Raw genomic sequence first — 25,768 nt, 5'->3', positions numbered from 1 at the left:
GGNCGGGGGCGAGTGCTGCCTTTGTGGGGCTCCCGCGGCGCGCCGCCCGCGCCCCCCGGGGGGGGTTGGTAGGTGGGTCGGGCGGGCGGGGGCGCCTTCCCGCCGGTGTCGCTGCTGACCGGCCCGCCGCCGTCCGGCCCGCTGGCCGAGACGGTCGGCTCGCTGCTGCACGCCCCCAGCGTCAGAACGGCCACCAACCCCAGTGCCGCGAACGCCGCTTGGCGGCGCGCGGTTTTCGTGAACCTCAAAGCTTCCCCTTTGCTCCCCTGTACACCGACCATGACGTCCGGACCGCCCGATAAGTTGATCCGATCGAGAGTGATGCGAGTCACAATCGGGTGGATCGTCGTTCACGATCGGGGCATGGCCGACTTCGGTCCGTGTCCGGCGAAGACGGGAGGTCGGCGTGCGGCGACAGGGTAGCGAGGGGGTCCGACAGAAGACGGATCCGTATACGACGTTCCGGTGACCTTGGTACTCGGGGGTGCCCAGAGTCCGATCACGGGCTTCAAATATGGCCAGATCCCGGTACTCTTCCCTCAGGCCGTCGTTTTGCGTGTTCGTGGCTTCACACTCGCGGAACTTCTGACGCGAGCCATGAGCCGGTGACGCGCTTATCGCTCGACTCGTTGGAACCGCCCGGGACGGTCTGGGTGTCGCTTCGGAGGCACTCGAAGCGGATGTGCAACGAGGAGTAAAGCGGTGGCGCAAGGCACTGTGAAGTGGTTCAACGCGGAGAAGGGCTTCGGCTTCATCGCGCAGGATGGCGGCGAGGGCGACGTCTTCGTTCACTACTCGGAAATCGAGGGTCGCGGCTTCCGCACGCTCGAGGAGAACCAGCGAGTGGAGTTCGAGGTCGGTCAGGGCCAGAAGGGCCCGCAGGCCCAGAAGGTCCGCGCGATCTGAGTCCGCCCTTCAGGCGTTGCTCAGACTGATCAAAAAGCCCCCGGCGATCTCGCCGGGGGCTTTTTCTTGCCTTGAAGGCTACTTCCGGTGTGCTGTTCCGTTCCGGGGCAGTGGGATCAGCGGGGGACCGGCTGTTCCCAAGCGTTGGCGTCGAAGCGGAATTCGTCGGTGTGGGCTTCCTCGTGGCGGCGCTGCTGGGCCGAGTTGGCCTGCGACTCCCACGAGAGGCGCTCGAGGATCCATTCCTGCGCCAGCGCCTGCGGCGACAGGTTGCGCTCGGCGGCGGCGTCCTTGAGCTGTTCGCAGGCGATGAGGTTCATCCGCAGCTGGAACACCTGCGCTTCGCCGAAGCGCTTGCCGGTGCCGGTGCTCTCCGGGTCGTTCTCTGGCGCGAGGGCACGAAGGTAGCTGGTCAGCTCCGTGTCTTCGACGACCGCGTCTGCCTCCTTGGTGGCGGAGTTGCGGTGACGACCCGGGTTGACCGGCTTCAAGTTCGTACGGCTGCCGCTACGACGGCTCAGGGAAGGAAGGGGCACCGGGCCACGATAACGGTTCGGTCTCGGCAAACCAGCCACAGTGAGCCACGACACACCCCTTTCTTTTCCCCGAACGGCCCAACACCCACAAGACAAACCACGCCAATGATCACCAGCAGCGATCAACAACTTTGAACGAGAACCCTCCACGTCACCTGAGATGGGGCACGCAGCCGGACCGAGTCCGGGGCCGCCAACCTCCGCCGAACGGACCCTGGGGGTCTGGGGGGTGGCCCCCCAGAACACGGAGCGACCCCCGCGCCAGGGGGAGGAACGCGGGGGTCGGAGGGGATCTCCACAGGCGCTGACCGGGGGTGTGTCAGCAAATCGATTGTTGCACGGTTTGCTGAGAAGGGCGAGTGGGCGCGGGCAGAATTCCGGTCGGGGCGCCACCTGTGGTTCGTCTGTGGTTCATGTGGCGCGGGTGTGCGCGTGATCGCTCTGCGTTGTGCGGAGCGTGGCGACAGGTTCACTCTCCGGGGGGCTGTGTGTCGCGGCCGGCTCTGGTTAGCCTCGCGGCCAAGCTGTTCGTTGGCCGTCTGGAGGAACCATGGGTGGGTCTGTGGAAGTTCGACAGTTCCTCCTTCGGTACGAAGGTGCCGATGGGGGAAGCTCTACGACGTTGGCCGGTGGTCTGCCGGCGCAGCGCACGGGTCAGGGGGATGCCCAGCGGGTGTCCGACGACCAGGTGCGGCGTGCCCGGTTGGCCGTGGCCAATGGCGCGCTGGGTGTCGATGACTGTGTCCAGTTGCTGGACATGCTGGGGTTGACGCTGGATGAGGACGGGCAGGCGCCCGTTCAGCGCTGAAGTCGTCCGTGAGGGCCCGGTCGTGTGGTGTGTGCGCCACGCGGCCGGGCTTTCGTTCGTCTTGGCGAGCCGCGCGCTAGTTGTGTAACACTGTTACCAATCAACTGGCGGGAAGGTGTGGCGACATGGCCGACGAAGCGGCGATCGCGGTGGCCCGGGAGATCCGGGGCGCGGTGCAGGTACTGGGCGGAAAATTCATGACCTCGCCGGAGCTCGTCGAGGTCGAGACCGAAGTGGGGTTGTCGCCGCGGACGCTGTACCTGCGAGGGCGTTCGGCGGTGCTGGGCGACCCGCCGCCGAAGGTGGTCGCGGAGCTGTTCGGCATCTTCCCGCCTTGGCTCTTCGAGTTCGCCCTGCCGCCCGCGATGGCGGCCCTCGACGCGGCCTCCGCGGTCCGTGCCTACTCGCGGTCATCGGCGAACTGGGCGCGCGTCCATCTTTCGGGTGCCGACGATCCCGGCCGCCTGGCCGATCTGCTGTTCCGTCTCGTAGACGCCGCGGACGCGAGCGGTCTCGCGTTGTTCGCCGGCTGGCAACTCGCCGGACGTCCCGAAGACGACGTCGAGCGTCTGGCGTTCGCGCTCATGGTGTTCCGCGAGTTCCGCGGCGGTATCCACTTCGCGGCCCTTCGTGCCGTGGGCCTGACGGTGCCCGAGGCCGTCGTCGCGGATCCGGAAGGCGGACGTGGCCGTCTCCTGCGCACCGCGTGGTCCGAGGAGGTCGCGGACGCGCTGATCGCCACGGCGGAGGCCAAGGGCGATCTGTGGCAGCGGTGGCGGCGCGCCGAGCAGCTGACCGACGAGCGCGTGGCCGAACTCCTCGCCGTCACTCTCGCGGACGACGAGCGGGACGAGCTTCGGCGGCGTCTCGGCGCCCTGCGGGACGCTTCGGCCCTGATATCCTGAACTCGCCGCGTTCTCGCAGGTCCCAGCCCTGTGAACAACTAGGGGACCCCCTGTGCGGAAGCGGAAACGGGGGTGTCCTATAGTTATGTTCGCTCCCGGGGACACCGGAGAGCGCGGGTCGGTCGGTTCGCCGAAACCGAACCGGGCTCCCATCGTCCAGCGGCCTAGGACTCCGCCCTTTCAAGGCGGCAACGCGGGTTCGAATCCCGTTGGGAGTACGCAGTACAGTTAAAAGAAGACAGTTACACGCAGACAGTTACAACGCAGTATGCAAGGCCCTGTGGCGCAGTTGGTTAGCGCGTCGCCCTGTCACGGCGAAGGTCGCGGGTTCGAGTCCCGTCAGGGTCGCAAGATCGTTCGGCTCCTTGCCGGCGTTCCCGGCCAGGTAGCTCAGTTGGTACGAGCGTCCGCCTGAAAAGCGGAAGGTCGCCGGTTCGACCCCGGCCCTGGCCACCGCTCGCAGAACCGCCCCGACTCAGGTCAGGGCGGTTTTTTCATGCCTAGGGTCGATCTTGTGTCTGTCGCACTGCTGACCGTCTTTGGCCGCCGCTTGTCGCACGTGGGTTGCGCGGCGGGAGGCCCACTTTCCTCTCGGATCGAACGCTCGGTGCCTCTGCTGTGGCCTGGCGCCTCCTCGACTGTCGTGCCCAGGGCCGAAATCGATCCCGCACACGGCAACGCGCGGTGGCGTCCGATGTCGCAGGAGCATCGGGCGCCACCGCGCGTTGCGCGGCTTGGCGTTCTACTTGCCGGTCTGCTGCTTGACCCAGTCGGAGAACGCGGTCACGTCGGTGTAGATGCCCGGCATCTCCGGGCAGCTCGCGGTCTGACCGCGGCTGGTGGCGCCGACCAGCGTCCACTTGTCGCCCGCCTTGACCACGGCAGGGCCGCCCGAGTCGCCGTAGCAGGCGCTCGCCTTGCCGCCCTGGTTGTCCATGCACAGCTCGGTCTGCGCGTCATAGGCACCCGAGCCGGAGCATCCGGAGTCTTCCGCGATCTTGGTGTCGAGCTGCTGGAGCACCACCGGGGCGGAACCGCAGCCGCGAGTGGGACAGGTCAGCCCCCAGCCGATCTCCCGCACGTCCGTACCCGCCGCCGGGGACTGGCCGATTTCGATCGGCGCCGCCTCCGCCGGTTTGGTCAGGTGCACGAGGGCGATGTCGTACGGGCCCGAGCCGTCGTACTTCTCGTGGACCACGAACTTGTCCACCTCGGCGACCTCGCCACCCTTGGTGTGGTCCGTGGTGTTGAGGCGGTACTGCCAGTTGGCGGGCTGCTCACCCTCGACGCAGTGCGCGGCGGTCACCAGCCACTCCGGTGAGATCAGGGACGCGCCGCAGTTGTGGTCGCCGCTCTTGGTCTGCATGGACGCCATGAAGCTGTAGGTCTCGGTCGCGTCCACACCGCCCACGATCAACGGCTGCACGCCCGAGGGCGGTTCGGCGGCGGAAGCCGGCATCGCCGCACCGAGTACGGCGGCGGCTCCGGCCAGCAGACCGGCGACCAGGGAACGAGTCCTCATCTGTTTTCTCCTTCCACACCGGCGTCGGTCACCGGCTACTCGGGAAGGGTGGCCAATCGGCACTCGTTCGTGGAACTGACGAAAGTCGGTGGCCGTTGCCAGTTACCAGTTGGGGTAACGGTTTTCCGCTTCCGTCACCGGACCTTGACCTCCAGTAAGGTGGAGGTGTCAAGCTCGCGACATGACACTCGCACCTGAGCAGGTCGACGAATGGACCGTCGACACCCTCGACCTCGACGCGTACCTCGGCCGGATCGGCCAGGACCGCGCGAAACCCTCCGCCGCCGCGTTGCGTGAGCTGGCGAAGGCGCATGTCCTGGCCGTCCCGTTCGAGAACGTCGACGTCGTTTTGGAGCAGCACAAGGGAATCGCGCTCGAAGACGTGATCGGCAAACTCGTCCGCCGTCAGCGCGGCGGTTACTGCTACGAGCACGGCAGCCTGTTCGCCGCGGCCGCCGAGCAGCTCGGCTACCCCGTGCGCCGCCTGGTCGCGCGCGTGCAGCCGCAGAAGAACGGGCCGTACACGCATATGACGCTCGTGGTCGAAGCGGACGGCGTCGGGCATCTGGTCGACGTCGGTTTCGGCGCCGGGATGCTGGTCCCGATGCCGCTGGTCGACGGCGCCGTGGTGGATCAGGCGGGCTGGCCGCACCGGCTCGTCGCCGACGGGGACTGGTGGCGCCTGCAGAAGCTGGAGGGCGGCGACTGGACCGACCTGCACACTTTCACGCTCACGCCGATGCACCGGATCGACTACGAGGTCTACCACCACTACACGTCGACGCACCCACGATCGCCGTTCACCGGGCAGCTGGTGGTCATGCGCCTGGAGGAAGGGCTCAGCCGCAAGCTGGTCGGCGACGAGTTCATCGTCGAGCGCCCGGACGGGACCAAGGAGACCACCGAGATCCCGGCCGAGCGACTCGACGCGACACTGCGCGAGCTGGACGTCGTCCTCACCGGGGACGAACTCGCGAAACTGCTGACGATCTACCCGGGTTGAGGCTCAGAGTTCGAATTCCGCGCGCTTGTCCTCGGGGACGAGATCTTCGTACTCGCGGTGCTTTGCGATGAACGAGCGCACGTACGGGCAGTAGGGCAGGACGGACCTGCCCTGCGACCGGACGTCGTCGAGCGCCGCGGTCACGAGTTTGCCCGCCAGACCCTGGCCCGCGAAGTCGTCCAAGATCTCGGTGTGCAGGAACAGGATCGCGTCCGGGCGGGTGCGGGTTTTCAGGAACCCGGCGGGTTTCCCGTCCACGACGATGTCGTAGCGGTCTTCTGCGGCTTTGATCTCGACACTCATTCCAAGGCTCCGAAAAGTTCGTCCGGCGGCGCGGGGCGACCCAGGTGGAAGCCCTGCGCCTGGTCACAGCGCAGCTCACGCAGGACCGCGAGCTGCTCTTCGTCTTCGACGCCTTCGGCGACGACGATCAGGTCGACGGCGTGCGCCATCGCGATGATGCTCTTGACGATCGCGGCCGCGTCGCGTGATTCCGCGATGCCGGTGACGAAGGTGCGGTCGATCTTGAGCGTGTCCAGCGGGAGCCGTTGCAGCTGCGCGAGCGACGAATAGCCGGTGCCGAAATCGTCGATCGCCAGCGAGACACCGAGATCACGCAACGACATCAGCACTTCGGCGGCCGCGGCCTGGTCACGCATCAGCGCGCTCTCGGTGACTTCGAGGGTCAGCGCGTGCGGCGGGAGCCCGGTGGTCTTCAGCGCGTCCTGCACGCCCGCCACCAGATGCGGGTCGTCCAGCTGCCGGGCCGACAGGTTGACCTTGAGGTTCAGATCGATACCGAGCTGTTCACGCCGCCGGGCGATCTCGCGGGTGGTCGTGCGCAGGACGTGTTTGCCGATCAGGTTGATCAGGTCGCTTTCCTCGGCGAGCGGGATGAACTCGGCGGGCGAGATCGTGCCGTGCGCCGGATGTTTCCAGCGCAGCAAGGCTTCCACGGCGACCATCGCACCGGATTCGATGTCCACGACCGGCTGGTACGCCGTCCAGAGTTCCTCGTTCTGCAGGGCGTCGCGCAGGTCCTGCTCCATGCGCAGCCGTCGCTGCATCCGCTCGCGCAGCTCGACGTCGAAGAACTCGTAGCGCGCCCGGCCGAGCGTTTTCGCTTGGTACATCGCGACATCCGCGTCCCGCAGCAGGTCTTCGGCGGTCCGGGTGTCGTCGTTGGCGGCGGTGACGATGCCGATGCTGGCGTCGATGTGCAGCTGCCTGCCGTTGACGGTGATCGGTTCGGTCAGCGCCTCGCGCAGATGCTCGGCCAGTGCCTTGATCTCGTGCGGTTCGGTGATCTCCGCGGTGACGACGACGAATTCGTCGCCGCCGAGCCTGCCGACGAGATCGGTTTCGCCGATTCCCCGGCGCAGCCGTTCGCCCGCGATACGGAGCACCTTGTCGCCGACCGAATGGCCGAGGGAATCGTTGATCACCTTGAACTTGTCGAGATCGATGAACAGCACGGTGGTCAGCTCGGCGCGGCCCGCACCCGAGAGCGCCTCGGCGAGGCTGTCCAGCACCAGCGTCCGGTTCGCGAGTTCGGTGAGCGGGTCGTGCGTCGCCTCGTGGGCGAGCCGCTTGCCGATGGCGCGGCGTTCGGTGATGTCGGTGAACGAGGCGACCACCGCCAAGGCCGACGGGTCCTCCGGGGTCAACAGCCGCGAGGTCAGCGAGATCCAGACGTCCACGCCGTCGGGCCGCCGCAGCCGCAGCACGAGACCGGTCAGCGTGGCCCCGGTACGCCGGGTCACCACGGACGGCATCCTGGCGGGCGGGAGGCGGCCTTGTTCGTCGTACAGCTCCAGCGTCACGCACGGCACGCCGATGAGGTCGTCGTGGTCGACGCCGATGATCCGGCACGCCGCGGGGTTGGCCGATTCGATGAGGCCGCCGGGGCCGATCACGACCACGCCTTCGTCGAGTGACGCGACCACCGTGCTGTAGTGCTGCTCGGCGCGCCGCCGGGCCGTTTCGTCTGCGCAGACCAGGACGAACCCGTCGTTCATCTCCGCGGCCGAGATGCGGATGGCCAGTGTCGAGCCATTGCGATGGCGGTGGGTCATCTGCATGACGCCGCCTCTGCGCAGCACCGTTTCCGGATCGAGCGCGGCGCCGACGAGTTCGCTCACCGTGCCGCCGATCGCCTCGCCTGCCGTCCAGCCGTAGACGTTCTCCGCGGCCGGGTTCCAGCTGGTCACCACGCCGGTGCCGCTGGTCGCGATGATCGCGTCGCTGACGTGGCTGATCAGCGCGGCCTGATAGCGAAGCGTCGCTTCGGCGGCCTTCTGCGCGCTGATGTCGCGCATGATGACCTGGAACGCGGGCCTGCCTTCCCAGGTCGTGCGCACCGAAATGCTCTGTACCAGGTATTTCGTGCCGTCGAGACGGAGCATGACGGTGTCCGCGGGAGAAGTCGACGCGCCCTGGCGGTGAAGTGACGCGATCCTGTCCAGGAGGGCGGGCAGCGACTCGTCGGCGACGAAATCCATGATCGGCCGCCCGATCAGCTCGGCGGTCGACGACGCTCCGAGCGCGGTGACGGCGGCGCGGTTGACGTACGTGACAACGCCGGCTTCGTGGACACAGACCGCGTCGGGACTGAGTTCCACCAGAAGCCGGTAACGGTCAGTGAGATCTTCGAGGGCCTGCCGGTTCTCGCGGACGTCGGTCACGTCGGTGGCGATGCCGAGCAGCCCCGTCGAGCCGGTGTCGTCGCCGATGGTGCGGGCGCGCAGGCGGACCCAGCGGACCTCTCCCGCCGGGTTCCGGAACGACTGCTCGAGTTCGAACTCGCGCCAAGCCGGGGAAGTGCGGGTGCCGGAGGTCAGCGGGGCCACCAGATCGGCGAGCCTTGACTCGATCTCGGCTTCGGTGAGGGCGGCTCCACCCAGCAGGTTCTCCAGTCCTGGCAGCCAGGACAGCTTCTCGCGCTGGAAGTCGTACGACCAGATGGCGGCGTGGTCGCCCGCGAGGCCGAGGTCGCCGACCGGCTCGTTTCCGAGCGGCGCGCCCGCCGGACGGCCGGAATTCCCGGCTCCGGGCACGGCGAGGGCATCAGCCTCCATGATCCGTCCGAACCCCCTCTTCCGGTGCTGGCACCGTCGATTACACCACCCGAGGAGGGCGCTGTATACGCGAGCCGAACGTAGGCCGACGCCGATATGCGCGAAAGCGTATGAATACACGCTCTGTGACTGGCATACGCTGGGTTGTTCCATCGGGTGAATAATTTTTGGTTAACTTCACCCATTCGGCGGTGAGTTGCGGTAAAACTACTCTTCGCTCGTTCCCGGTGCGAAAGGTTTCAGCTGGTGGATGACGACGACGTTTCGGTCGCCGACCTGCTCATTCGCGAGGGCTGGGACGACCACGAGGAGTCACGGGCAAAGTCACGCTGGAGAGTGATCGCGGTGGTGATCGCCGTGGTCGTCGCCTGTGGCGCCGCCGCCGTTCTCGTCGGGTTCGACGCGGATCCTGAGCCGACCGCGCAGCCGAACCCGGCCGGCGTGATCGAGATGCCGAAGCGGCCTTCGGACAACGGGGGAGCAGGCGCGACGTCGGCGGCCCCGAGCACCGAGACGGTCGAAACCGGCGAGGGTGGGGCTTCATCCCAGCCCAGCAGGTCGACGTCCAGCCGCCGCACGTCGAGTTCGGCCGCGTCGACGTCCGATTCCCCGGAGCCCACCACGCCCACGTCACCAACGTCGTCGAACGAGCCTGCCGATCCGCCGCGTACGACCGGTTCCACGGTCGTTCCGCAGCCGCCCAACCCGAACCCGCCGCCGCCCTCCACGACACCCACCGAAGAGTGCAACCTGTGGCCGAAGTGGCTTTTCTGCTAGGGCGCTTGCAGTAGATCCGGCTCTCGGCGTTTGCCGAGGTGGTTGAACAGCAGGTTGAGGGTGAAGGCGACGATGGCGGCGACCGTGATCGGGCTGCCGCAGATGATCTGAAGCCACGCCGGGAAGTGCTGGAAGAAGATCGAGTTCCCGAACCGGTTCGTGGAGAACGCGGGCAGCAGCCCGACGCCGAACGACACCGCCACGATGAAGGTGTTGTGGTTACCGGAGAACTCCACCTTCTTCAGGTTCTGCACCCCGACCGCGGCGACCATCGCGAACATGACCACCGCGACCGCGCCGATCACCGGTTCCGGTACCGCCGCGGCGAAGGCGCCGACCTTCGGCACCAGTCCCATCAGCACGAGCAGGCCGCCCGCCATCGCGACCACCCACCGGCTGCGCACGCCGGTCATCTGCACGAGGCCGACGTTCTGCGCGAAAGCCGTGTCCGGGAACGAGTTCATCGCGCCGCCGAGGATGGCCGAGAGGCCGTCGGTGGCGAGACCGCGCGCGAGGTCGGAGTCGGTCGCCGGGCGTCCGGTGATCTCGCCGACCGCGACCAGGTCCGCAGTGGATTCGGTGTAGGTCACCAACATCACGACGCACATCGAGAGGACGGCCGCGACCGGGAAGGTCGGCGGGCCGAAGTGAAACGGCGACGCGAGACCGAACCAGTCGGCGTCGGCGATGCCCTTGAAGCTCACCAGCCCCATCGGGATGGCCGCGGCAAGGCCGATCAGCAGCGCCAGCAGCGGGCCGATCTGGCTCACGAACCCGCGCAGGACCCGCGTGAACAGCACGATCACCGCGATCACGCCGAACGCGAGCGCGATGTTGGCGGGCTTCGCGTAGTCCGGCGATCCCGTGTCGTGGCCGGCGATCAGGCCGACGCCGGGGCCGATGAGCGAGATGCCGATGACCATGAGCAGCGTGCCCGAGACCAGCGGCGGGAAGAAACGGATCATCTTCGCGAACGGCTTCGCGATGAGCAGGCCGAACACGCCCGACGCGAGCATCGCGCCGTAGACGGCCTGCATGCCGTACTGGGACGCGATCATGATCATCGGGTTGACCACGGTGAACGTCGCGCCCGCCACCACCGGCAGCCGGATGCCGAAGATCTTTCCGATCCCGATCGCCTGAATCAACGTCGCGATCCCCGCCACCAGCAGATCCGCGTTGACCAGCAACGCGATCGTCGCCGCGTCCAGGTTCAGCGCGCTGCCCACGACGAGCGGGACGGCCACCGAGCCCGCGTACATGATCGTCATGTGCTGCAGGCCGAGCAGGGTCAGCTTCGGCAGTGGCGGGCGGGCGTCGACCGGGTGAGTCATGTAACCCCTTCTGACGTGCGGGAACACCAGTGGACTCGTCGCGCATGACCGTAGCGCGTCCGCCGCGTGAGGATCACGTTGCGAAAGGGCGGCCGAAAGGGCCGGAGCCTGTGTTGAATGGACACTGGGTACAACGGAAGGAGCGCCGATGGAGACCGTCCTCGTCGTAGGGGCCGGACAGAGCGGGTTCGGAGTGGCGACCTCGCTGCGGGACAGGGGGTTCGGTGGGCGGGTCGTGCTGATCGGCGACGAACCCGGCCTGCCGTACCAACGACCTCCGCTGTCGAAGGGCTACCTCGCCGGGACGGCGGGTGACGCCCAGCTGCGCTTGCGGCCCGAGGACTTCTTCGCGGAGAAGGACATCGAGCTGATCCCCGGCCGTGTCGCGTCGGTGGATCGCGACGCCGCGAAGGTGGTGCTCGAGGACGGAAGTGCCCACGAGTACGACCATCTCGTCCTCGCGACGGGAGCGGACAACCGCGTTCTCCCGGTGCCCGGGTCCACTTTGGACGGTGTGTTCACCCTGCGCACCAAGGACGACGCCGACGTTTTGCGTACCGCGTTGGAAAGCGCGGGGAACGTGGTCGTGGTCGGGGGCGGGTTCATCGGGCTCGAATTCGCCGCGCACGCCGGGCGGCCCGTGACGATCGTGGAGGCGCAGGACAGGCTGATGGCCCGGGTGGCGACTCCCGAGGTCTCGGCGTATTTCGCCGCGCTGCACGAGGGAGCCGGGCATACGGTCCTGCTCGGCACGGGTGTCGCCGCACTGCACGGTGACGGGCGGGTGGCCGAGGTGGAATTGAGCGACGGCAGCAGGCTGCTCGCCGACCTGGTGCTGGTCGGGGTCGGGGTGGAGCCGCGGACAAGGCTCGCCGAGGAGGCGGGGCTCGCCGTGGCGAACGGCGTCGTCGTCGACGAACACCTGCGCACGAGTGACCCGAAGATCTCGGCGGTGGGGGACTGCGCGAACTTCCCGTGTGTCCAGGCGGGCACGGCGACCCGGCTCGAGTCGGTGCAGAACGCCGTCGACCAGGCACGGGCGGCGGCCTCCGACATCGCCGGCGAATCCGCGCCCTACGACAGCCTGCCGTGGTTCTGGACCGACCAGCTCGGCGCGAAACTGCAGATCGCCGGGCTGCTGACCGGGGCGGACAAGACCGTCGTCACCGGGGATCGGGAGGGCGGGAAGTTCTCGGTGCTGTCGTTCCGGGACGGCGTGCTCGTCGGGGTGGAGTCGGTGAACCGGCCGCCCGACCACATCGCCGCGCGCCGCCTGTTCGCCGCGGATCCGGAACCACGGTTCGAGACAGTGGAGGCGCACGGCTTCGACCTCAAGGCGACCTTCGCGTCAACCCGTGGTTGACGATTAGTCAGTCGTCAACCTAGAGTTGACGGCATGACGAATCCAGTCCGGCTCGACGACCTCATTTCCCACATCAAGCAGCAGCATCGCGACGGCGACGTGCTCGGCCAGCTGTCCGACGCGGTCTTCCTCGGCGAGCACCTCGGCGAAGTGGCCGACCACCTGATCGGCCACTTCGTCGACCAGGCGCGGCGCTCCGGCGCGTCCTGGACCGAAATCGGCAAGAACATGGGGGTGTCCAAACAGGCCGCGCAGAAGCGCTTTGTCGACTCCAGCGGCTCTTCGCTCGAAGACCTGGTGAAGGTGTTCAGCCGCTACACCGACCGCGCACGGCACGTCGTCGTCGCCTCGCGGGACGAGGCCGTCGCGGCGAAGAGCCCGCAGATCGAGCCCGTGCACCTGATCCTGGGCCTGCTCGCCGAACCTGCCGCGCTCGCCGCCGGGGCGATCGTGGCGCAGAAGGTGACGCTCGAAGCCGTGCGCGAGGCCGCGGTGGCAAGGCTGCCGGAACCCGCCGACGAACCGGCGGATGCGGCCAAGATGGCGTTCGGCGCGCAGGCCAAGAAGGCGCTGGAACTGACCATGCGGGAGTCGCTGCGGCTCGGGCACAACTACATCGGCACCGAGCACATCCTGCTGGCCCTGTTCGAACTCGGCGACGACCTGCTGACCGGGCTCGGGCTCACGAAGGAGAAGACCGAGGCGCTGATCGTGCGGGCACTGGCGGAGATCGTCGCGGCGCGCGGGGTATGACGCGAGTCGCGCTCACCGTCCTGGTGTTCGTCGCCCTTGTCCTGTTGGCCGCGTGATGGCCCTTCGCACACACGCGTCGTCCGTCCAGTCACCCGTGATGGCCCCTTATCCTCACGGTCGGGGGCCATCACGGGACCCGTCAGGCGGAGGACTCGGGACGGCCGTCGGCTGCCCACGCGGTGTGGAACGAACCCTCGCGGTCGACGCGGCGGTACGTGTGGGCACCGAAGTAATCACGCTGCCCCTGCACCAGCGCGGCGGGGAGCCGCTCCGCGCGCAGACCGTCGTAGTAGGCCAGCGCGGTCGAGAAACCCGGGGTCGGGATGCCGAGCCGCACCGCCGTGGAGATCACCGAACGCCAGGAGTCCTGGGCGTCCTCGACAGCCTTGCGGAAGCCGCCGGAGGTCAGAAGCGTCGGCAGCGCGGGCTCTTCGGCGTACGCGGCGGTGATGTCGTTCAGGAACTTCGCGCGGATGATGCAGCCGCCGCGCCAGATGGAAGCGACCTTGCCGAGGTCGATGTCCCAGCCGTATTCGGCGCCGCCCGCCTGGATCTGGTTGAAGCCCTGGGCGTACGCCACCACCTTCGACGCGTACAGCGCCTGCTCGACGTCGTCCGCGAAGGTGTCCAAAGCGGACCCTGTCAGCGGAGCGCGCGAGGGACCGCCGAGACCGCGTGAGGCCTCACGCAGGTTCGACGAGCCGGACAGCGAACGCGCGAAGACGGCTTCGGCGATGCCGCTGATCGGCACGCCCAGGTCCAGTCCGATTTGGACGGTCCAGCGCCCGGTGCCCTTCTGCTCGGCCTGATCCGCCACGACGTCGACGAACGGCTTGCCGGAAGTGGCGTCGGTGTGGGCCAGCACCTGCGAGGTGATCTCGATCAGGTACGAGTCCAGCCGTCCCGAGTTCCAGGTGCGGAACACGTCGGCGATCTCGGCGGGGGAGTAACCGCCCGCGCCGCGCAGCAGATCGAACGACTCGGCGATCAACTGCATGTCGGCGTACTCGATGCCGTTGTGCACCATCTTCACGAAATGCCCGGCGCCGTCCGCGCCCACGTGCGTGCAGCACGGCTCGCCGTCGACCTTCGCCGAGATGTCCTCGAACAACGGCCCGAGCGACTGGTACGACTCCTTGGAACCGCCCGGCATGATGCTCGGCCCGTGCAGCGCGCCCTCCTCGCCGCCGGACACACCGGTGCCGACGAAGTGGATGCCCTTCTCGCGCAGCGCTGCCTCGCGGCGCCGGGTGTCCGCGAAGTGCGCGTTGCCCGCGTCGACGATCACGTCGCCCTTCTCGAGGAGCGGGACGAACTCGTCGATCACGGCGTCCGTGGGCGCACCGGCCTTGACCATGATCACGACCTGACGCGGCCGCTCCAGCGCGTCGACGAACTCCTGCGCCGAATACGCCGGGATGAAGTCGCCTTCGTCGCCGAACTGCTCGACCAGTTCCTTCGTCCGCTGCTCGGAGCGGTTGTGCAGGGCCACCGTGTGCCCGTGCCTCGCCAGGTTCCTGGCCAGGTTGCGGCCCATGACCGCCAGGCCGGTGACCCCGATGCTCGCCTTCTTGCTCATCCGCACCCTTCCGCTTCGATTCCCGTGCCGAGCCTATCCCCGTTGAGGGATACGGCGCCGGGGCGAGAAGGGATCAACCGGGAGTTGTCCACAACCCGACCTGCCTGTGGACAACTCGGCTCTAGGCGGGTGCCGGTGTCTTGAAAGGGTCGTTCAGGACAAAAAGTGTCCTGAACGACCCTTTCAAGACATCTGCCGTCGGGATGGCCCCGCAGGCTCCGCAACGAGGAGCCGGGGCCGGGAAGGTCGGGCGGCTGTTGCGTCGGGCGGCTGTTGCGAAAGCCACTCTCGCAACCTTCAACGTTGCGAAAGTGGCTTTCGCAACATCACCGGCAGCGGCGACAACTGCGAGCAGCGACGGCAAGAGCGGGCGGCAACAGCGGGCAGCGACAACAGCGGGCAGCACCGGAAAACAGCGGGCAAGCGTCCCCAATGGACCGCGTCACGAGAAACACCGGATACGGGACCCGTTGAAGGTGACCATGTCCGCCAGCGCGGCCCCCAGGTCGATCGGCGCACCCCAGTCGAGACCGTCCAGTTCGGCGTAGGCCCGGTGCAGGTTCGCCGGCAGCCGCTCCTGTTCGGACAGTTCCGCGTAGGGCCCGAGGTCCGCTTCGCGAGCGGCCTGCAGGGGCGTCAGACCGGCGGACTTCCCGTACGAAGCGAGTTTCTGCAGGAAACCCAGGTACCCGTCGACGACGTCGATCGCCTCAGGTCCGCACAGCGGGCCGTGGCCCGGCACGATCGTCTCCGGTTCCAGTTCCCGGACCAGGTCCAGTGCCTTCCGCCAGCCGGCGGGCGAGCCCATCAGCGCGAAGGGGCTGCCACCGTTGAAGATCAGGTCCCCGACGAACAGCACCCGCCGCTCCGGCAGCCAGACCAGGACGTCGTTGGTGGTGTGTGCGGCGTGTCCAGGGTGGATCAGTTCCAGCCGGACGTCGCCGGCGTGCACGGTCAGCCGGTCGTCGAACACCACTTCGGGCGGTCGCAGTTCCAGGTGGCCCCAGTCGTTCCCGGTGAACGAGTTCTCGTAGGTGTTGATCCCGGTCGCGATCATCACTTCGCGTGTCTTCCGGTGCCCGACGATCGTCGCGCCGGTCGCCAGGTGGTTGCCGTTCGTGTGGTCGCCGTGGTGATGGGTGTTGATCACGGTGGTCACCGGCGCCCCGCCCGCCGACTCCGCCGTCGCCAGCAGTGCCCGGGTACGCCGTTCGGTCGAACAAGTGTCGATCAGCACGGTGTGCCCGCCCGCGGCGACGAACCCGCAGTTGTTGATCCACCACGACCCGTCAGGTTGGACGTACCCGAAGACACCATCGGTGACCTGCCTGGCGAAGGGGGATTGGTCCACTCGGTCACTATGCCCGACGAAGGTGCCCGAAATGTGACGAGATCGCTCCGCCACCAGGGTGATGTACCAGGTGACTGGTGTTTTCGGGCGTTTCCTGGAACGCTGCGCAATGTCATCATCGAACCCCGCAAGGTGAAGTACCCTGGGTGGGTTCGAGTATTCGCGCGCAGGACGGCGGGCAGCCGTGGTCCTGGCTATGTGGTCCGGGAGAGCAAGGCTGATGGCCAGCACCGTCACCTCGCGCCGGAAGCAGCTCGGGAACGAGCTCCGGCATGCCCGCAACGCCGCGCGGATGACACAGCAGCAGGTCGCCGAGGTTCTCGGCTGCACCCAGGGCAAGGTCAACAAGATCGAGTCCGGTGCCGTCGGGGTCAAGCTCGGGGATGTGCGATCCATGCTGAACGCGTTCGGGATCAACGGCGACGAAGCCGACACGTTGATGAACCTGGCCCGCGCCGCGGCCGGGCAGCGCGGCCACTGGTCCGGGTACCGATCCGTGGTGCCGCACTGGTTCCGCACGTTCACCGACCTCGAACCCGCGGCCGCGGAGATCCTCACCTGGCACGGCGAGCGCATCCCCGGCCCGTTGCAGTCCGAGCACTACATGCTCAAGCAGTTCACCGAAGCGGGCGCCACCGACGTCACTTCGCTGGTCCGCAACCGGCTGGACCGCAAGGCCGTCTTCGAACAACAGCAGCCGCCGTACTACCGGTTCATCATCAGCGAAGGCGCACTGCGCCGCGCTCCCGGCGGCTCCGCCCCGGCGGTGATGCTGGACCAGGTCGAGCATCTGTTGGCGTTGGAGAAACATCCGCGCGTGTACGTGCACGTGTTGCCGTTCGGCGCGCGGCTCGCCGCGGTGCCCAACGACTTCACCATCATGCGTTTCCCGGATCGCACCAGGGATTTCGTCTACATCGAGCATTCGGCGGGCGGGTTGTACCTCGACGACGTCAAGGACTTCAACATCTTCGTCGATTCCTGGGACCGGTTGCGCGGCGCCGCGCTGGAACGCCAGGAGACCCGGCAGTTCCTCAAGGAACTCGCCGAGTTGTACCGGACACAGATGCAAGCCTGAGATGGACCCGCGGTTCGTCCCCGAGGGCGTGGATCTGGAGCGGCCCAACGCCGCCCGGATCTACGACTGGGCGCTCGGCGGGACCGCGAACTGGGCGGTGGACAGAGAATTCGGCGAACAGCTGGTCAAGACCTTCCCGCTCGTGCGGACCGCCGCCAGGGCGAACAGGGCTTTTCTCGGCCGCGCGGTGCGGCACTGTGTCGAGAACGGCGTGAACCAGTTCCTCGACCTCGGCTCCGGCGTGCCGACGGTCGGCAACGTCCACGAGATCGCCGGCGAGGCCGACGGCGACAGCCGGTGCGTGTACGTCGACAACGAACCGGTCGCCGTGGCGCACGCCAGGATCCTGCTGGAGAAAGGCGGCGATCCCGCCAGGCACGCGGTGCTCGGCGGCGACCTGCGCGACGCGGACGACATCTGGGAACGCGCCTTCGACACCGGCGTGCTCGATCCGGCGAAACCGGTGGCCCTGCTCACCGTCGCGGTCCTGCATTTCGTGCCGGAACCCGAACTCGCCGCCGTCATCGCGCGGTACCGGAGACTGCTGCCCGCCGGTTCCTTCTACGTTCTTTCCCATGTCACGATGTCCGGCGTGGAGGGAGCCGAGCTGGAACAGATCCAGCGCGTCGTGAAGCAGTACGAGCAGTCGAGCACTCCCGCGACCTTCCGCGACAAGGAAGAGATCCGCGGTTTCTTCGGGGATTTCGAGCTCGTCTCGCCGGGTCTGGTCCCGGTCGGCGCATGGCGGCTGGACGATCCCCGCTCACCTGCGGTTGACTGCGCCATCGGCGGGGTCGCCCGCAAACCCGGTTCCTGACGAGGTGTGACGGTATGACGACGCAGCACGACCCCGAAGCTCCCGACGGTGTCGATCTCGAACGACCCAACGTGGCCAGGGTGTACGACTGGTTCCTCGGCGGTTCGGCCAACTGGGCCATCGACCGCGAGTTCGGCACTCAGGTGCTCAAGCAGTTCCCGGAGGTCAAGACCTTCGCCAGGGTCGGCCGCGACTTCCTCGGCCGCGGCGTGGGATACCTGGCGCGCCAGGGGATCACGCAGTTCCTCGACATCGGCTCCGGCGTGCCCACGGTCGGCAACGTCCATCAGATCGCGAGCGCGATCAACCCCGGCTCCCGGGTCGTGTACGTCGACATCGAGCCGGTCGCCGTCGCGCATTCCCAGTTGCTGCTGGAACGCGAAGGGCTGCTCGGACGGCACGCGGTCCTGCAGGGTGACGTGCGGGATCCCGCCGACATCTGGAAGCGTGCCCTCGAAACCGGCGTGATCGACCCGCGTCAGCCGATCGGGCTGGTGATGGTCGGCCTGCTGTACTTCCTCGGCCCGGACGTACCCGTCCACGAGATGGTCAAGCGCTACCTCGACTTCCTGCCGTCGGGTTCGTACTTCCTGTCCTCGCATCTGACCGAGGACGGCGTGACGCGCAAGGAAGGCGACAACCGGGAGAACGTCCAGGAGCTGTACAAGAAGACGAGCGCGCCGTTCCATCTGCGGTCCCGCGCGGAGTTCGCCGCCTTCTTCGACGGACTGGAGATGGTGGAGCCGGGCATCGACTGGATGGCCGCCTGGCATCTCGACGAAGCGGCTTCCCGGGCGAGCGACCGGTTCGCGGACGACCCGACCTTCACCGGTGGGCTCGGCGGCTTGGGCCGCAAGCCCTGAGGCGGATCAGGCCCGGCCGGTCAGATGCCCGATCAGGGGCGTCAGCTCGAAATGGCTTTCGAGCGGCCGGCCGGTCCTGATCAGGTCCCGGTGCGCGCCGGGCGAATCGATCTCGGAGTTCCATGGTGGCTGCTTGCGCAACGGGGCCTGGATGAGGCTGAACCCGAACCGCTGACGCAGTTCGAGCCCGATGGTGCGGTGGTGCTTCGCCGAAGCCATGCGTTCGTCCTCACGGCGGAACAAGAGCGTGGTGAGGCGGACGGCCATGGCGTCACACCCCCCGGCTCGGCCGCGGCAACCGCGTCTGGTCGGCCGAACCGGCCAGGCCGAGACAACGCTCACAGGGCATCCCCGAACCGACGGGGATCCATTCCAAGTGGTCGTAAGGCATCGCCGCGCCGCACCGGGCGTGCAGGAACTCGGGGTGCGAACCCCTGGAGTGCAAGTCGAAAAGGTGCGCGGAGCGGCGGCTTTCGCCCGCCGTTCCGGCCATGAGCCTGCCGACGGCGAGCACCGTCGCCGGCATGGTGTCCTGAATGATCACGCTGATCCTCCCCCACGAGGTCGGCGGTGGGTGGTCATGCGCCGCGGGGTGGTGCCCCTGCCGGTCACCTGCCGTCGGTGGCCTGCCGGAACGGTGGAACTCCCGTCGAACGCCGCCCGGTGGCGTCTGCCGCCAAGAGCCGTACGTGCTGCGAGCGATTCACCAACAACCGAGCCCCGGCCGCTGCGATTAATCCTACTCCTGGAATAATCTTCATGTCGAGGGTGGGCGGAGTTGATCACCCACTTGGCCGTGCGGGATAGTCCCGTTGAGGCAGGGAGAAGCTGGGGCCGTGACGGTTCGCGCAGGTCGCGACCCGCACCCCCGACCGACGTTCGGAGGTACGACCAATGGCCGATTATCCATCGGCGGCGGATTACGATCCGACCACGGCCGTGTCGCTGTTCGACGACGCCACGTGGGAGAAATCCTTCGCGAGCGAGCCCAACGGGGGGAACTGTGTCGAGGTCAACCTCGCCCACGAAGGCCTGGTGGGGGTACGTGACACCAAACTTGCCAACAGTCCTGTCTTCGTCTTCGATTCCGGTGAGTGGAACGCCTTCCTCAAGGCGGTCAAGGCCGGACAGTTCGATTTGAGCCCTTGACGGATGGCTCGCGTGCCCACCTCGACACGCGAGCCATCCGATCTTCGGTCACTTCGAGTCACACCGTCGCGGGGAGCCCGTTCCCGCGCAATCTGGATTTGGTGCGCCGCCAGGCGATCGTGATCAGGACGGCGAGCACGATCAGCGGGATCAGGCTGATCGACCAGCTCACCGCCATCGGCGGCCCCGGCTGTTCGAGCACCGCGAGATCACGGAGTTCCCCCGCGCCCTTGCCGGCGGGCCCGTCGATCTCGAACCGGAACGTCCACGAGCCCTCCGTCTGCAGGGCACGGATGTCCAGTCCCCACACCTCCAGTTTCCGTGGATGCTTCGCCAGCGGTTGCGGACGGCTGAGCCGCCCGGTCTCCGGATTGACGAACGCGAGTGTCCCCGACTTCCCGGCGATCCCGTCGTCCGGGATGAACGTGAAGTCCAGCGACTGCATGGCGCGCAACGGCCACGTGCTGAAGCCGACCGTCATCCCGTACGGGCCGACCTGCACCCGTTCGGTGTGGACGATGTTCACCGGTTCGTAGGCGTTCGCCGCGGGCGTGGTCGCGAACAGCAACCCGATCGCCGCCGCCAAGGCCAGCAGTGTCTTACGCATGCGCGTTGTCCCCCTTCGCCGGGGCCAGCAGCCTCAGCATCCCGCCGAACCGCCACCCGGCGAACCCGCCGAGCAGCCCGAACACCGCTCCCACCCCGGCCGTCATGACCACGATCGACCAGTCGAGCGAGCCCTCGTAGACGATGCTGTTCTGGATCGGCATGCTCGCGCCGACCAGGAATCCGCCGATCGCGCCTGCCGGCACGGAAACGCGGCCCGCGGACCAGCCGCGCCGCGAAAGCAGGTACACCGCTTCGAGAACGGCCGCGATCGGCAGCAACGCCATCGGCATCATCGAAGGCATCGCGGGCACGCCGTCGATGTAGTCCCGCATCGGCAGGCCGACGGCGCTCGCGTACGCCTCGGCGGCCCACGGCGAGAACCACCAGGTGATCGCCTGGATGACCGCCAGCGCCGCGGCGACCCGGATCGCGCCGCCGGGCCGTCCCCAGAACCCGGCGCCCGCCGAGACCAGCAGCACCGAAAGCAGTGCGATGCCCACGGAGACGACGTCGAGCCCGTCGACGTCGATCTGCTCCAGCCCCAGCACGGTCACCGTGCTGAAGGCGATCAGCACGCCGAGGCTGCCGACCACGCCGACGCTGCCCCAGCGGTGCTCCCGCGCGGCCGCGAACACCATGACCGTGCCGATGATGCTGAGCGTGATCGACAGCAGCAGCCCGATGTGCGGCGGCGAGTCGATCACCGCGTCGAAGCCGTACAGGCCATGCCACCACTGGTCCCACAGGCCGTACAGCAGGAACATCGCGGCGCCGGTCCCGGTCACCAGATAGCCCGCCGGTGCGGCGAAGACCTTGCCGAAGACGTTGATCGCCCGGCCGCCGACACGGGCGTCGATCGGACGGCCCGCCCTGCGCGCGGTCGTGGTCATCAGCACGACCATGAGGCTCGCGAGCCCGGAGATCGCGCTGCCCGAATACAGGAACAGGTGCGGCATCGTGAAGAACGTGTCCGGGCCGACGTCGCCGTGCCACTGGATGTCCCAGGTCAGCCCGACCAGCGAGATCACCGATCCGGCCAGCACGGTGCCCGCCGGTACGAGACCGGTCCGTTCACTGCGTGCCACCGAGGCGACCCTCGCTCCTCCCGCGGTGAGATCCATAACCCCCCGACCTCCCTCTCTTACTTGACCAGCAAAGGAAAAACGTGCTGCGCGGCGCCGGACGGCCCGCGCAGTGAAACGGTGATCTCCCATTGCCCCGACATCGGCAGCAGGACGTCGCCGGTGCGGAACCTCCCCGGTGCCTCCGCGATCGCGGGCGACGGGGCGAGCGCGTGACCCATCTGCGGCATCACCGGTTCGAGGGTGACGACGTCCGGTGTGGCGCCGGTGACGGTCAACGCGAAGACATTCCCGCCCTGGTGCGGATCTTCGACCGACAGCTGCACGGTGTACGGGCCCTGCGTGGAGCGCTGGACCTGCGCGCCGCCGCTGCTCGGCCAGACCAGCCAGGCCACGATCGCCACCACGAGCACCGCGACCACGGAGATCAGCAGGACGGGTTTGCGTCTGTCCACTATGGAACTCACTGCGGTGCCCCTTCCGCCGGGACCTCGATCTGCATGGGCACGGTCAAGACCGTGTACTCGCGCTCGGCCTGCAACCAGATCCGGTACTTGCCGGGTGCGGCGAAGGTGTAGGTGAACGGGACGTCCGGGCCGTACGCGGCGACGGTCTCGTCGGGTTTTCCCGGCATCCCCGGCGATTGCGGGATCATCGAGTGCACGTGGGCCCAGGTCGGCGCGGCAGCGGCAGCCGCGCCGACCCGGCTGTCGTCGGTTATCGGGCCGACGACGATCAGGTGGCCGAGCATGCCCAGCCAGGGTTGGAGATCCGCTTTGCCGAACCGCGCGGTGATCGTGGTCGGCTTCCCCGGTTCGACCTCGACGTCGACCGGGTTCCCGTTCACCACCCGCTTCCCGGCGCCGGCGGGGACGGGTTCGGCGGGGGTGTCCGTTCCGGCCGCGACAGCCAGCGTCGAGCGGACCAGCTGCACGCCACCGCCTCGCCGGGCGAGTTCCGCGGCGACGGCGTAGGTTCCGGCCTCGGGCGGCGTGAACTTCACCCGGTAGTCGCCGGGGCCGACGCGCACCGGATGCAGATGCCAGAGCCTGCCCGTCGGCGAGATGACGACGAGATGGACCAAGGCGTTGTCGTGCACCAAAAGATCGTCGACGGGGCGGCCGGTCGCACCGTCGGCGATGGCGAGCCGCACCTCGGCGATGGCACCCGACCGTGCGTTCGGGGAACGCACGGCCAGGTTCACCGGCGGCCGCGAGAAGTCCACAGTGGACATCTGCGCGTTCGCGTACGGATCCTGGATGTTGTCGATCGTCGGATCCAGCGCGGCGCCCGGTGCGGGCGGCGGCGGGGTCGACGCGGAGAGCATCGCGCCGGTGATCGCGACCGCGAGCGCGGCCACCATCCCGCCGGCGGGGATCAGCGCGAGCCGCGGCCGGCGCACGCGCATCGCGACGACGAGACCGAGCACCAGGAACACGCCCGCGGCGACGAATCCGCCGAAAGTGGCCTTCTCCCACGGCGGGATGACCCTGGCCGGGACGATGAACGGGATCGACGCGGTGTCCGTCCCGTCGTCGAGGCCGAGCTCCCACGGCCCAGGCTGATCCACCTGCAGTCGTGCGGAATGCGCGCCGGGCCTTCCGTCCAGCCGCACGGTGGTCTCGGAAAACGTCGTCCCCGCGGTGGAAGCGCGCAGTTTCAGCGTTCCCGGCGCGCTTCCGGTGTGCGTGACGACGTCGACGTGCAACGGCCCGGGCGCGATGTCCATCCGCCGCAGGATGATCGTGAGATCGCGGGTGCCGAGCGTCTGCGCGACCTGGACGTCCGCGCCGCTCGACACGCCGTCCGCCCGCGCGGTGCCGCCCAGCAGCAAGGACGCCAGCGCGCAGAGTGCGAGTACGCGGGCGATGACCAACGGCGCCGTGCGCCGCCCTCTCGGTGAATTCCCCATCCCGGCTGAAGTTAGCGGCGACGGTGGGGGAAAGCGTCACGGCGCGGGGTGAACCGGGGTCCCCCGTAAAGGGGATGATGACCCTTACTCCGGTGGGGTCTGAAGGGGTCGAGCCGTTAACGGGTCCGCGGGTCAGTTCCGCCGCGAGTCGTCCGTCTGGACACGTGTGTCGTCCAATCAATCACACGTGTCGTCCATCCAATCGCGCGACACCTGACCAGTAGGCACCCAAGACACGGTCGGTCGGTAGCTGTCCTTACCACTCAGGAGCCACCCAGGAAACGATACGCGCGCGGATGCGCCCGGAACCAGACGTTGAGCCTGCCGATCCGGCGGACGAGCGAAGACCGCAACGTCACCGGCACCAGCCTGCCGATCAGCCTCACCAGCGTACGGAACCGGTCGAATCGGTGCTGGTCCTGTACTGTCCACTGTAGACCGAGACGATCCCGCAGCGCGGGCGGCAACGTGCCGCGGATGACGAACATCTGCCCCCGGTGCTGCCACCGTCGCAGCCGCACCCAGCGTTTGTCGGGCAGCCATCGCCACGGTTTCTTCACCGTCCGGATCGTTTCGAACAGCGTCGAAATCGTCTCGTTCGGGCCGAAGCCGTCGATCATGTCCGCGTAATACCGCTCGAATTCCGGCCACGTCGGCGGCAGATCCTGTTCGCGCAGGCCGAGTAGCCGCCCGACGTCGCACATCTGCGCGTAGTACTCGTCCAATTCGGACGGTGTCATCGGAGTTCCGTAGAACCGTTGTGTGTCAACGGGAACCATGACGAGCGTGGCGTGCACCCAGGCGTACGCGTGCGGGTTCAGCGCGCTGTAACGGCGGCCGTCGTCGACACCGGTGAACGACCGGTGCAGTGCCCGCAGCCTGTCCGCCTCGTACCGCGCGCCCTCCGGGCCGCCGTAGATGTAGATGGACAGCGAAGCGGCGGTGCGCATCAGCCGCGTCCACGGATCCTCGACGTAGTCGGAATGATCGCGCACCCCGGCCGCGACGACCGGATGTGCGACCTGCAGCACCAGCACCTGACCCGCCAGCAACCCGGCCCGGAAGTCGCCGAAGTACTTCCACGCCGCCGTCCCCTTGACGATCGGCGGCCCGGTCATGACGCGCCGCGGACCAGCATCATCAACGACTGCGCCACCGCGACCCCGTCAGCACCCGTGGCCAGTCTGCGCAACTGGAGTCCGGCGATCAGCGCGACGACGGGACCGGTCAACCGCTCCGGGGACGGCACGCCGAGCGTCCGCAGGATCACCAGCGCCAGCTCGTCGTAGGCGGCGAAGCACCGCGCGGCCGCGTCTTGGAGCCCAGGGTCGCGCGCGGCCTGGAGATACAGCTCGTGCGCGCCGAGTTCGTCGGTGCCGAACGGAAGCTGCGCGATGACCTGCTCGACCACCGACGCGGCCTGCTCGACACTCAACCCCTGTTCGCGGTAGGCGTCGACGAAGCCGGTGAGCTTCGTGGTCTCTTCTTCGACGAACAGCAGCATCGCCTCGCGCAGCAACGCGGTCTGGCTGGGGAAGTGGTAGGTCAGCGTGCCGAGCGAGACACCGGCCGCGGTCGCGATCCGGCGGTTGGTCAGCCCGCCGACGCCCTGTTCCCCGACCACCTTGAGCGCGGCGTGGAGAATGGTCTCGCGGGTGTTCACCAAGCGGTCTCGGGTTTGCGGTCCTGCCACCGTTCGACCTCTTCCAGTTGCGCGGCCAGCGAAATCAGCCGTTCCTCGGCGTGCGAGGGGCCGAGCAGCTGCCCGCCGAGCGGCAGGCCTTCGGGGCTCAGCCCGGCGGGGACGTTGACGCCCGGCCAGCCCAGCACGTTCCACGGCCAAGCGTAGGGGCACGCCGCGATCATGGCCTGGTCGGTCTGCCACCCGGTGAGCTTGTCGAAGGCGCCGATCCGCGGTGGTGGCGTCGCGGTGGTCGGCGTGAGGACGACGTCCACCCGGCCGAACACCGAGCCGATCTGCCGTTGCAGCAACGGTTCCGCGGCGCGGGCGAGGCTCAGCGCCGGTCCGGCGAGTGCCGAGCCCTGCCGGGCGTTGGCGCGGGTGCGCGGGTCGAGCCGCGCCTGCTCCGGGACGCGACGGGCCCAGTCACGCACGCCGACGAGCGAACGCGGCAGGAAGGTGAGACCGATCAGCCGGTAGTCGGGTTCGATCTCGACGATCTCGTGGCCGAGTTCGGCGAACCGCTCCGCGAGCCGGACGACGGCCGCGTGCGCCTGCGGTCCGAGCCGGGTTTTCGTCGCGGTGAAAGGGATCCGTGTGGACAGCCCGATCCGCATCCGGCCCGGTTCGCGGCGGGCGGCCGACTGGAACGCGGTGCCGGTG

At 68.1% G+C, this 25,768-nt stretch carries 27 protein-coding genes and 3 tRNA genes; 14 read left to right on the top strand and 16 right to left on the bottom strand.

Annotation, left to right across the window (positions count from 1 at the left end):
- Positions 1-702 precede the first annotated feature (702 nt).
- Entirely contained in the window at positions 703-906 is a 204-nt protein-coding gene (locus DL991_RS00285; protein WP_003097368.1) for a cold-shock protein, read from the top strand.
- Between the two features lie 116 nt (positions 907-1,022).
- On the opposite strand, the gene DL991_RS00280 is transcribed toward DL991_RS00285, so the two are convergent.
- A complete protein-coding gene (locus tag DL991_RS00280; protein ID WP_125779723.1) occupies positions 1,023-1,442 on the bottom strand; it encodes a hypothetical protein in 420 nt (139 codons plus the stop codon).
- Between the two features lie 550 nt (positions 1,443-1,992).
- On the opposite strand from DL991_RS00280, the gene DL991_RS00275 reads away from it, so the two are divergent.
- From DL991_RS00275 to DL991_RS00255, 5 genes are all read left to right on the top strand, one after another.
- Complete coding sequence (locus DL991_RS00275; RefSeq protein ID WP_020633070.1) at positions 1,993-2,250, top strand: hypothetical protein; 258 nt, start codon at positions 1,993-1,995, stop codon at positions 2,248-2,250.
- Between the two features lie 125 nt (positions 2,251-2,375).
- The gene (locus DL991_RS00270; protein ID WP_125779721.1) at positions 2,376-3,155 is read left to right on the top strand and encodes a hypothetical protein; all 780 of its coding nucleotides are present in this window, start codon (positions 2,376-2,378) and stop codon (positions 3,153-3,155) included.
- A gap of 145 nt (positions 3,156-3,300) precedes the next feature.
- A tRNA-Glu gene (locus DL991_RS00265) sits at positions 3,301-3,373 on the top strand.
- A 56-nt stretch (positions 3,374-3,429) separates the two neighbouring features.
- Positions 3,430-3,503, top strand: a tRNA-Asp gene (locus DL991_RS00260).
- A 31-nt stretch (positions 3,504-3,534) separates the two neighbouring features.
- A tRNA-Phe gene (locus DL991_RS00255) sits at positions 3,535-3,608 on the top strand.
- Positions 3,609-3,897: 289 nt separating this feature from the next.
- On the opposite strand, the gene DL991_RS00250 is transcribed toward DL991_RS00255, so the two are convergent.
- The gene (locus tag DL991_RS00250; RefSeq protein ID WP_125779720.1) at positions 3,898-4,677 is read right to left on the bottom strand and encodes a trypsin-like serine protease; all 780 of its coding nucleotides are present in this window, start codon (positions 4,675-4,677) and stop codon (positions 3,898-3,900) included.
- Between the two features lie 181 nt (positions 4,678-4,858).
- On the opposite strand from DL991_RS00250, the gene DL991_RS00245 reads away from it, so the two are divergent.
- Positions 4,859-5,680, top strand: coding sequence for an arylamine N-acetyltransferase (locus tag DL991_RS00245; RefSeq protein ID WP_125779717.1), 822 nt, complete (start codon positions 4,859-4,861; stop codon positions 5,678-5,680).
- A gap of 3 nt (positions 5,681-5,683) precedes the next feature.
- Here DL991_RS00245 and DL991_RS00240 read toward each other — a convergent pair whose 3' ends face one another.
- Both DL991_RS00240 and DL991_RS00235 read right to left on the bottom strand, forming a co-directional pair.
- Positions 5,684-5,983, bottom strand: a complete 300-nt coding sequence (locus tag DL991_RS00240; RefSeq protein ID WP_125779715.1) for a GNAT family N-acetyltransferase — start codon at positions 5,981-5,983, stop codon at positions 5,684-5,686.
- Complete coding sequence (locus tag DL991_RS00235) at positions 5,980-8,757, bottom strand: EAL domain-containing protein (RefSeq protein WP_125779713.1); 2,778 nt, start codon at positions 8,755-8,757, stop codon at positions 5,980-5,982. Before DL991_RS00235 ends, DL991_RS00240 begins: the two co-directional genes overlap by 4 nt.
- Before the next feature lie 246 nt (positions 8,758-9,003).
- Between DL991_RS00235 and DL991_RS00230 the strand changes: the two genes are divergently transcribed.
- Positions 9,004-9,534, top strand: a complete 531-nt coding sequence (locus tag DL991_RS00230) for a serine/threonine protein kinase (RefSeq protein ID WP_125779711.1) — start codon at positions 9,004-9,006, stop codon at positions 9,532-9,534.
- On the opposite strand, the gene DL991_RS00225 is transcribed toward DL991_RS00230, so the two are convergent.
- A complete protein-coding gene (locus DL991_RS00225) occupies positions 9,531-10,868 on the bottom strand; it encodes a nucleobase:cation symporter-2 family protein (protein WP_125779709.1) in 1,338 nt (445 codons plus the stop codon). The two genes, DL991_RS00230 and DL991_RS00225, sit on opposite strands and share 4 nt — an antisense overlap.
- 148 nt (positions 10,869-11,016) lie before the next feature.
- On the opposite strand from DL991_RS00225, the gene DL991_RS00220 reads away from it, so the two are divergent.
- Positions 11,017-12,231, top strand: coding sequence for an NAD(P)/FAD-dependent oxidoreductase (locus DL991_RS00220; protein ID WP_125779707.1), 1,215 nt, complete (start codon positions 11,017-11,019; stop codon positions 12,229-12,231).
- 33 nt (positions 12,232-12,264) lie between these two features.
- Complete coding sequence (locus DL991_RS00215) at positions 12,265-12,984, top strand: Clp protease N-terminal domain-containing protein (protein WP_125779705.1); 720 nt, start codon at positions 12,265-12,267, stop codon at positions 12,982-12,984.
- A gap of 139 nt (positions 12,985-13,123) precedes the next feature.
- Here DL991_RS00215 and gndA read toward each other — a convergent pair whose 3' ends face one another.
- Both gndA and DL991_RS00205 read right to left on the bottom strand, forming a co-directional pair.
- A complete protein-coding gene (gene gndA / locus DL991_RS00210; protein WP_125779703.1) occupies positions 13,124-14,563 on the bottom strand; it encodes an NADP-dependent phosphogluconate dehydrogenase in 1,440 nt (479 codons plus the stop codon).
- Positions 14,564-15,005: 442 nt separating this feature from the next.
- On the bottom strand, positions 15,006-15,914 hold the full coding sequence (locus DL991_RS00205) for an MBL fold metallo-hydrolase (RefSeq protein WP_125779701.1): 909 nt from the start codon (positions 15,912-15,914) through the stop codon (positions 15,006-15,008).
- Between the two features lie 220 nt (positions 15,915-16,134).
- Here DL991_RS00205 and DL991_RS00200 point away from each other — a divergent pair, with 220 nt between their 5' ends.
- The 3 genes from DL991_RS00200 to DL991_RS00190 are packed head-to-tail and all read left to right on the top strand — an operon-like array spanning position 16,135 to position 18,672.
- The gene (locus DL991_RS00200) at positions 16,135-16,992 is read left to right on the top strand and encodes a helix-turn-helix transcriptional regulator (RefSeq protein ID WP_007030807.1); all 858 of its coding nucleotides are present in this window, start codon (positions 16,135-16,137) and stop codon (positions 16,990-16,992) included.
- 1 nt (position 16,993) lies between these two features.
- Positions 16,994-17,809: an SAM-dependent methyltransferase gene (locus tag DL991_RS00195; RefSeq protein ID WP_125779699.1), complete on the top strand. Its 816-nt coding sequence runs from the start codon at positions 16,994-16,996 to the stop codon at positions 17,807-17,809.
- Positions 17,810-17,823: 14 nt separating this feature from the next.
- Positions 17,824-18,672 (top strand): SAM-dependent methyltransferase, encoded by an 849-nt coding sequence (locus DL991_RS00190; protein WP_125779697.1) that lies wholly within the window; start codon positions 17,824-17,826, stop codon positions 18,670-18,672.
- 6 nt (positions 18,673-18,678) lie between these two features.
- Here DL991_RS00190 and DL991_RS00185 read toward each other — a convergent pair whose 3' ends face one another.
- The gene (locus DL991_RS00185) at positions 18,679-18,939 is read right to left on the bottom strand and encodes a hypothetical protein (RefSeq protein WP_125779696.1); all 261 of its coding nucleotides are present in this window, start codon (positions 18,937-18,939) and stop codon (positions 18,679-18,681) included.
- Between the two features lie 4 nt (positions 18,940-18,943).
- Entirely contained in the window at positions 18,944-19,216 is a 273-nt protein-coding gene (locus DL991_RS00180; RefSeq protein WP_125779694.1) for a hypothetical protein, read from the bottom strand.
- A gap of 350 nt (positions 19,217-19,566) precedes the next feature.
- Here DL991_RS00180 and DL991_RS00175 point away from each other — a divergent pair, with 350 nt between their 5' ends.
- On the top strand, positions 19,567-19,821 hold the full coding sequence (locus DL991_RS00175; RefSeq protein WP_125779692.1) for a DUF397 domain-containing protein: 255 nt from the start codon (positions 19,567-19,569) through the stop codon (positions 19,819-19,821).
- A gap of 58 nt (positions 19,822-19,879) precedes the next feature.
- On the opposite strand, the gene DL991_RS00170 is transcribed toward DL991_RS00175, so the two are convergent.
- The 7 genes from DL991_RS00170 to DL991_RS00140 form a co-directional block, all read right to left on the bottom strand.
- The gene (locus DL991_RS00170; protein ID WP_125779690.1) at positions 19,880-20,428 is read right to left on the bottom strand and encodes a hypothetical protein; all 549 of its coding nucleotides are present in this window, start codon (positions 20,426-20,428) and stop codon (positions 19,880-19,882) included.
- The gene (locus DL991_RS00165) at positions 20,421-21,551 is read right to left on the bottom strand and encodes a hypothetical protein (protein WP_125779688.1); all 1,131 of its coding nucleotides are present in this window, start codon (positions 21,549-21,551) and stop codon (positions 20,421-20,423) included. Before DL991_RS00165 ends, DL991_RS00170 begins: the two co-directional genes overlap by 8 nt.
- A gap of 20 nt (positions 21,552-21,571) precedes the next feature.
- The gene (locus DL991_RS00160) at positions 21,572-21,979 is read right to left on the bottom strand and encodes a FixH family protein (protein WP_125779687.1); all 408 of its coding nucleotides are present in this window, start codon (positions 21,977-21,979) and stop codon (positions 21,572-21,574) included.
- A complete protein-coding gene (locus DL991_RS00155) occupies positions 21,976-23,424 on the bottom strand; it encodes a hypothetical protein (protein ID WP_125779685.1) in 1,449 nt (482 codons plus the stop codon). The genes DL991_RS00160 and DL991_RS00155 overlap by 4 nt, the downstream gene beginning before the upstream one ends.
- A 263-nt stretch (positions 23,425-23,687) precedes the next feature.
- Entirely contained in the window at positions 23,688-24,542 is an 855-nt protein-coding gene (locus DL991_RS00150) for an oxygenase MpaB family protein (protein WP_125779683.1), read from the bottom strand.
- Positions 24,539-25,087 (bottom strand): TetR/AcrR family transcriptional regulator, encoded by a 549-nt coding sequence (locus DL991_RS00145; protein ID WP_199746285.1) that lies wholly within the window; start codon positions 25,085-25,087, stop codon positions 24,539-24,541. Before DL991_RS00145 ends, DL991_RS00150 begins: the two co-directional genes overlap by 4 nt.
- On the bottom strand, positions 25,084-25,768 hold a 685-nt coding region (locus DL991_RS00140), incomplete at its 5' end, for an amidase family protein (protein ID WP_255433212.1). The genes DL991_RS00145 and DL991_RS00140, both read right to left, overlap by 4 nt.

The sequence above is a fragment of the Amycolatopsis sp. WAC 01375 genome, from assembly GCF_003947325.1.
In the GTDB taxonomy this organism is placed as follows: domain Bacteria; phylum Actinomycetota; class Actinomycetes; order Mycobacteriales; family Pseudonocardiaceae; genus Amycolatopsis.
Note: the sequence above shows the minus strand (reverse complement) of the source record. Positions and strands in the feature narration are given on the sequence as shown.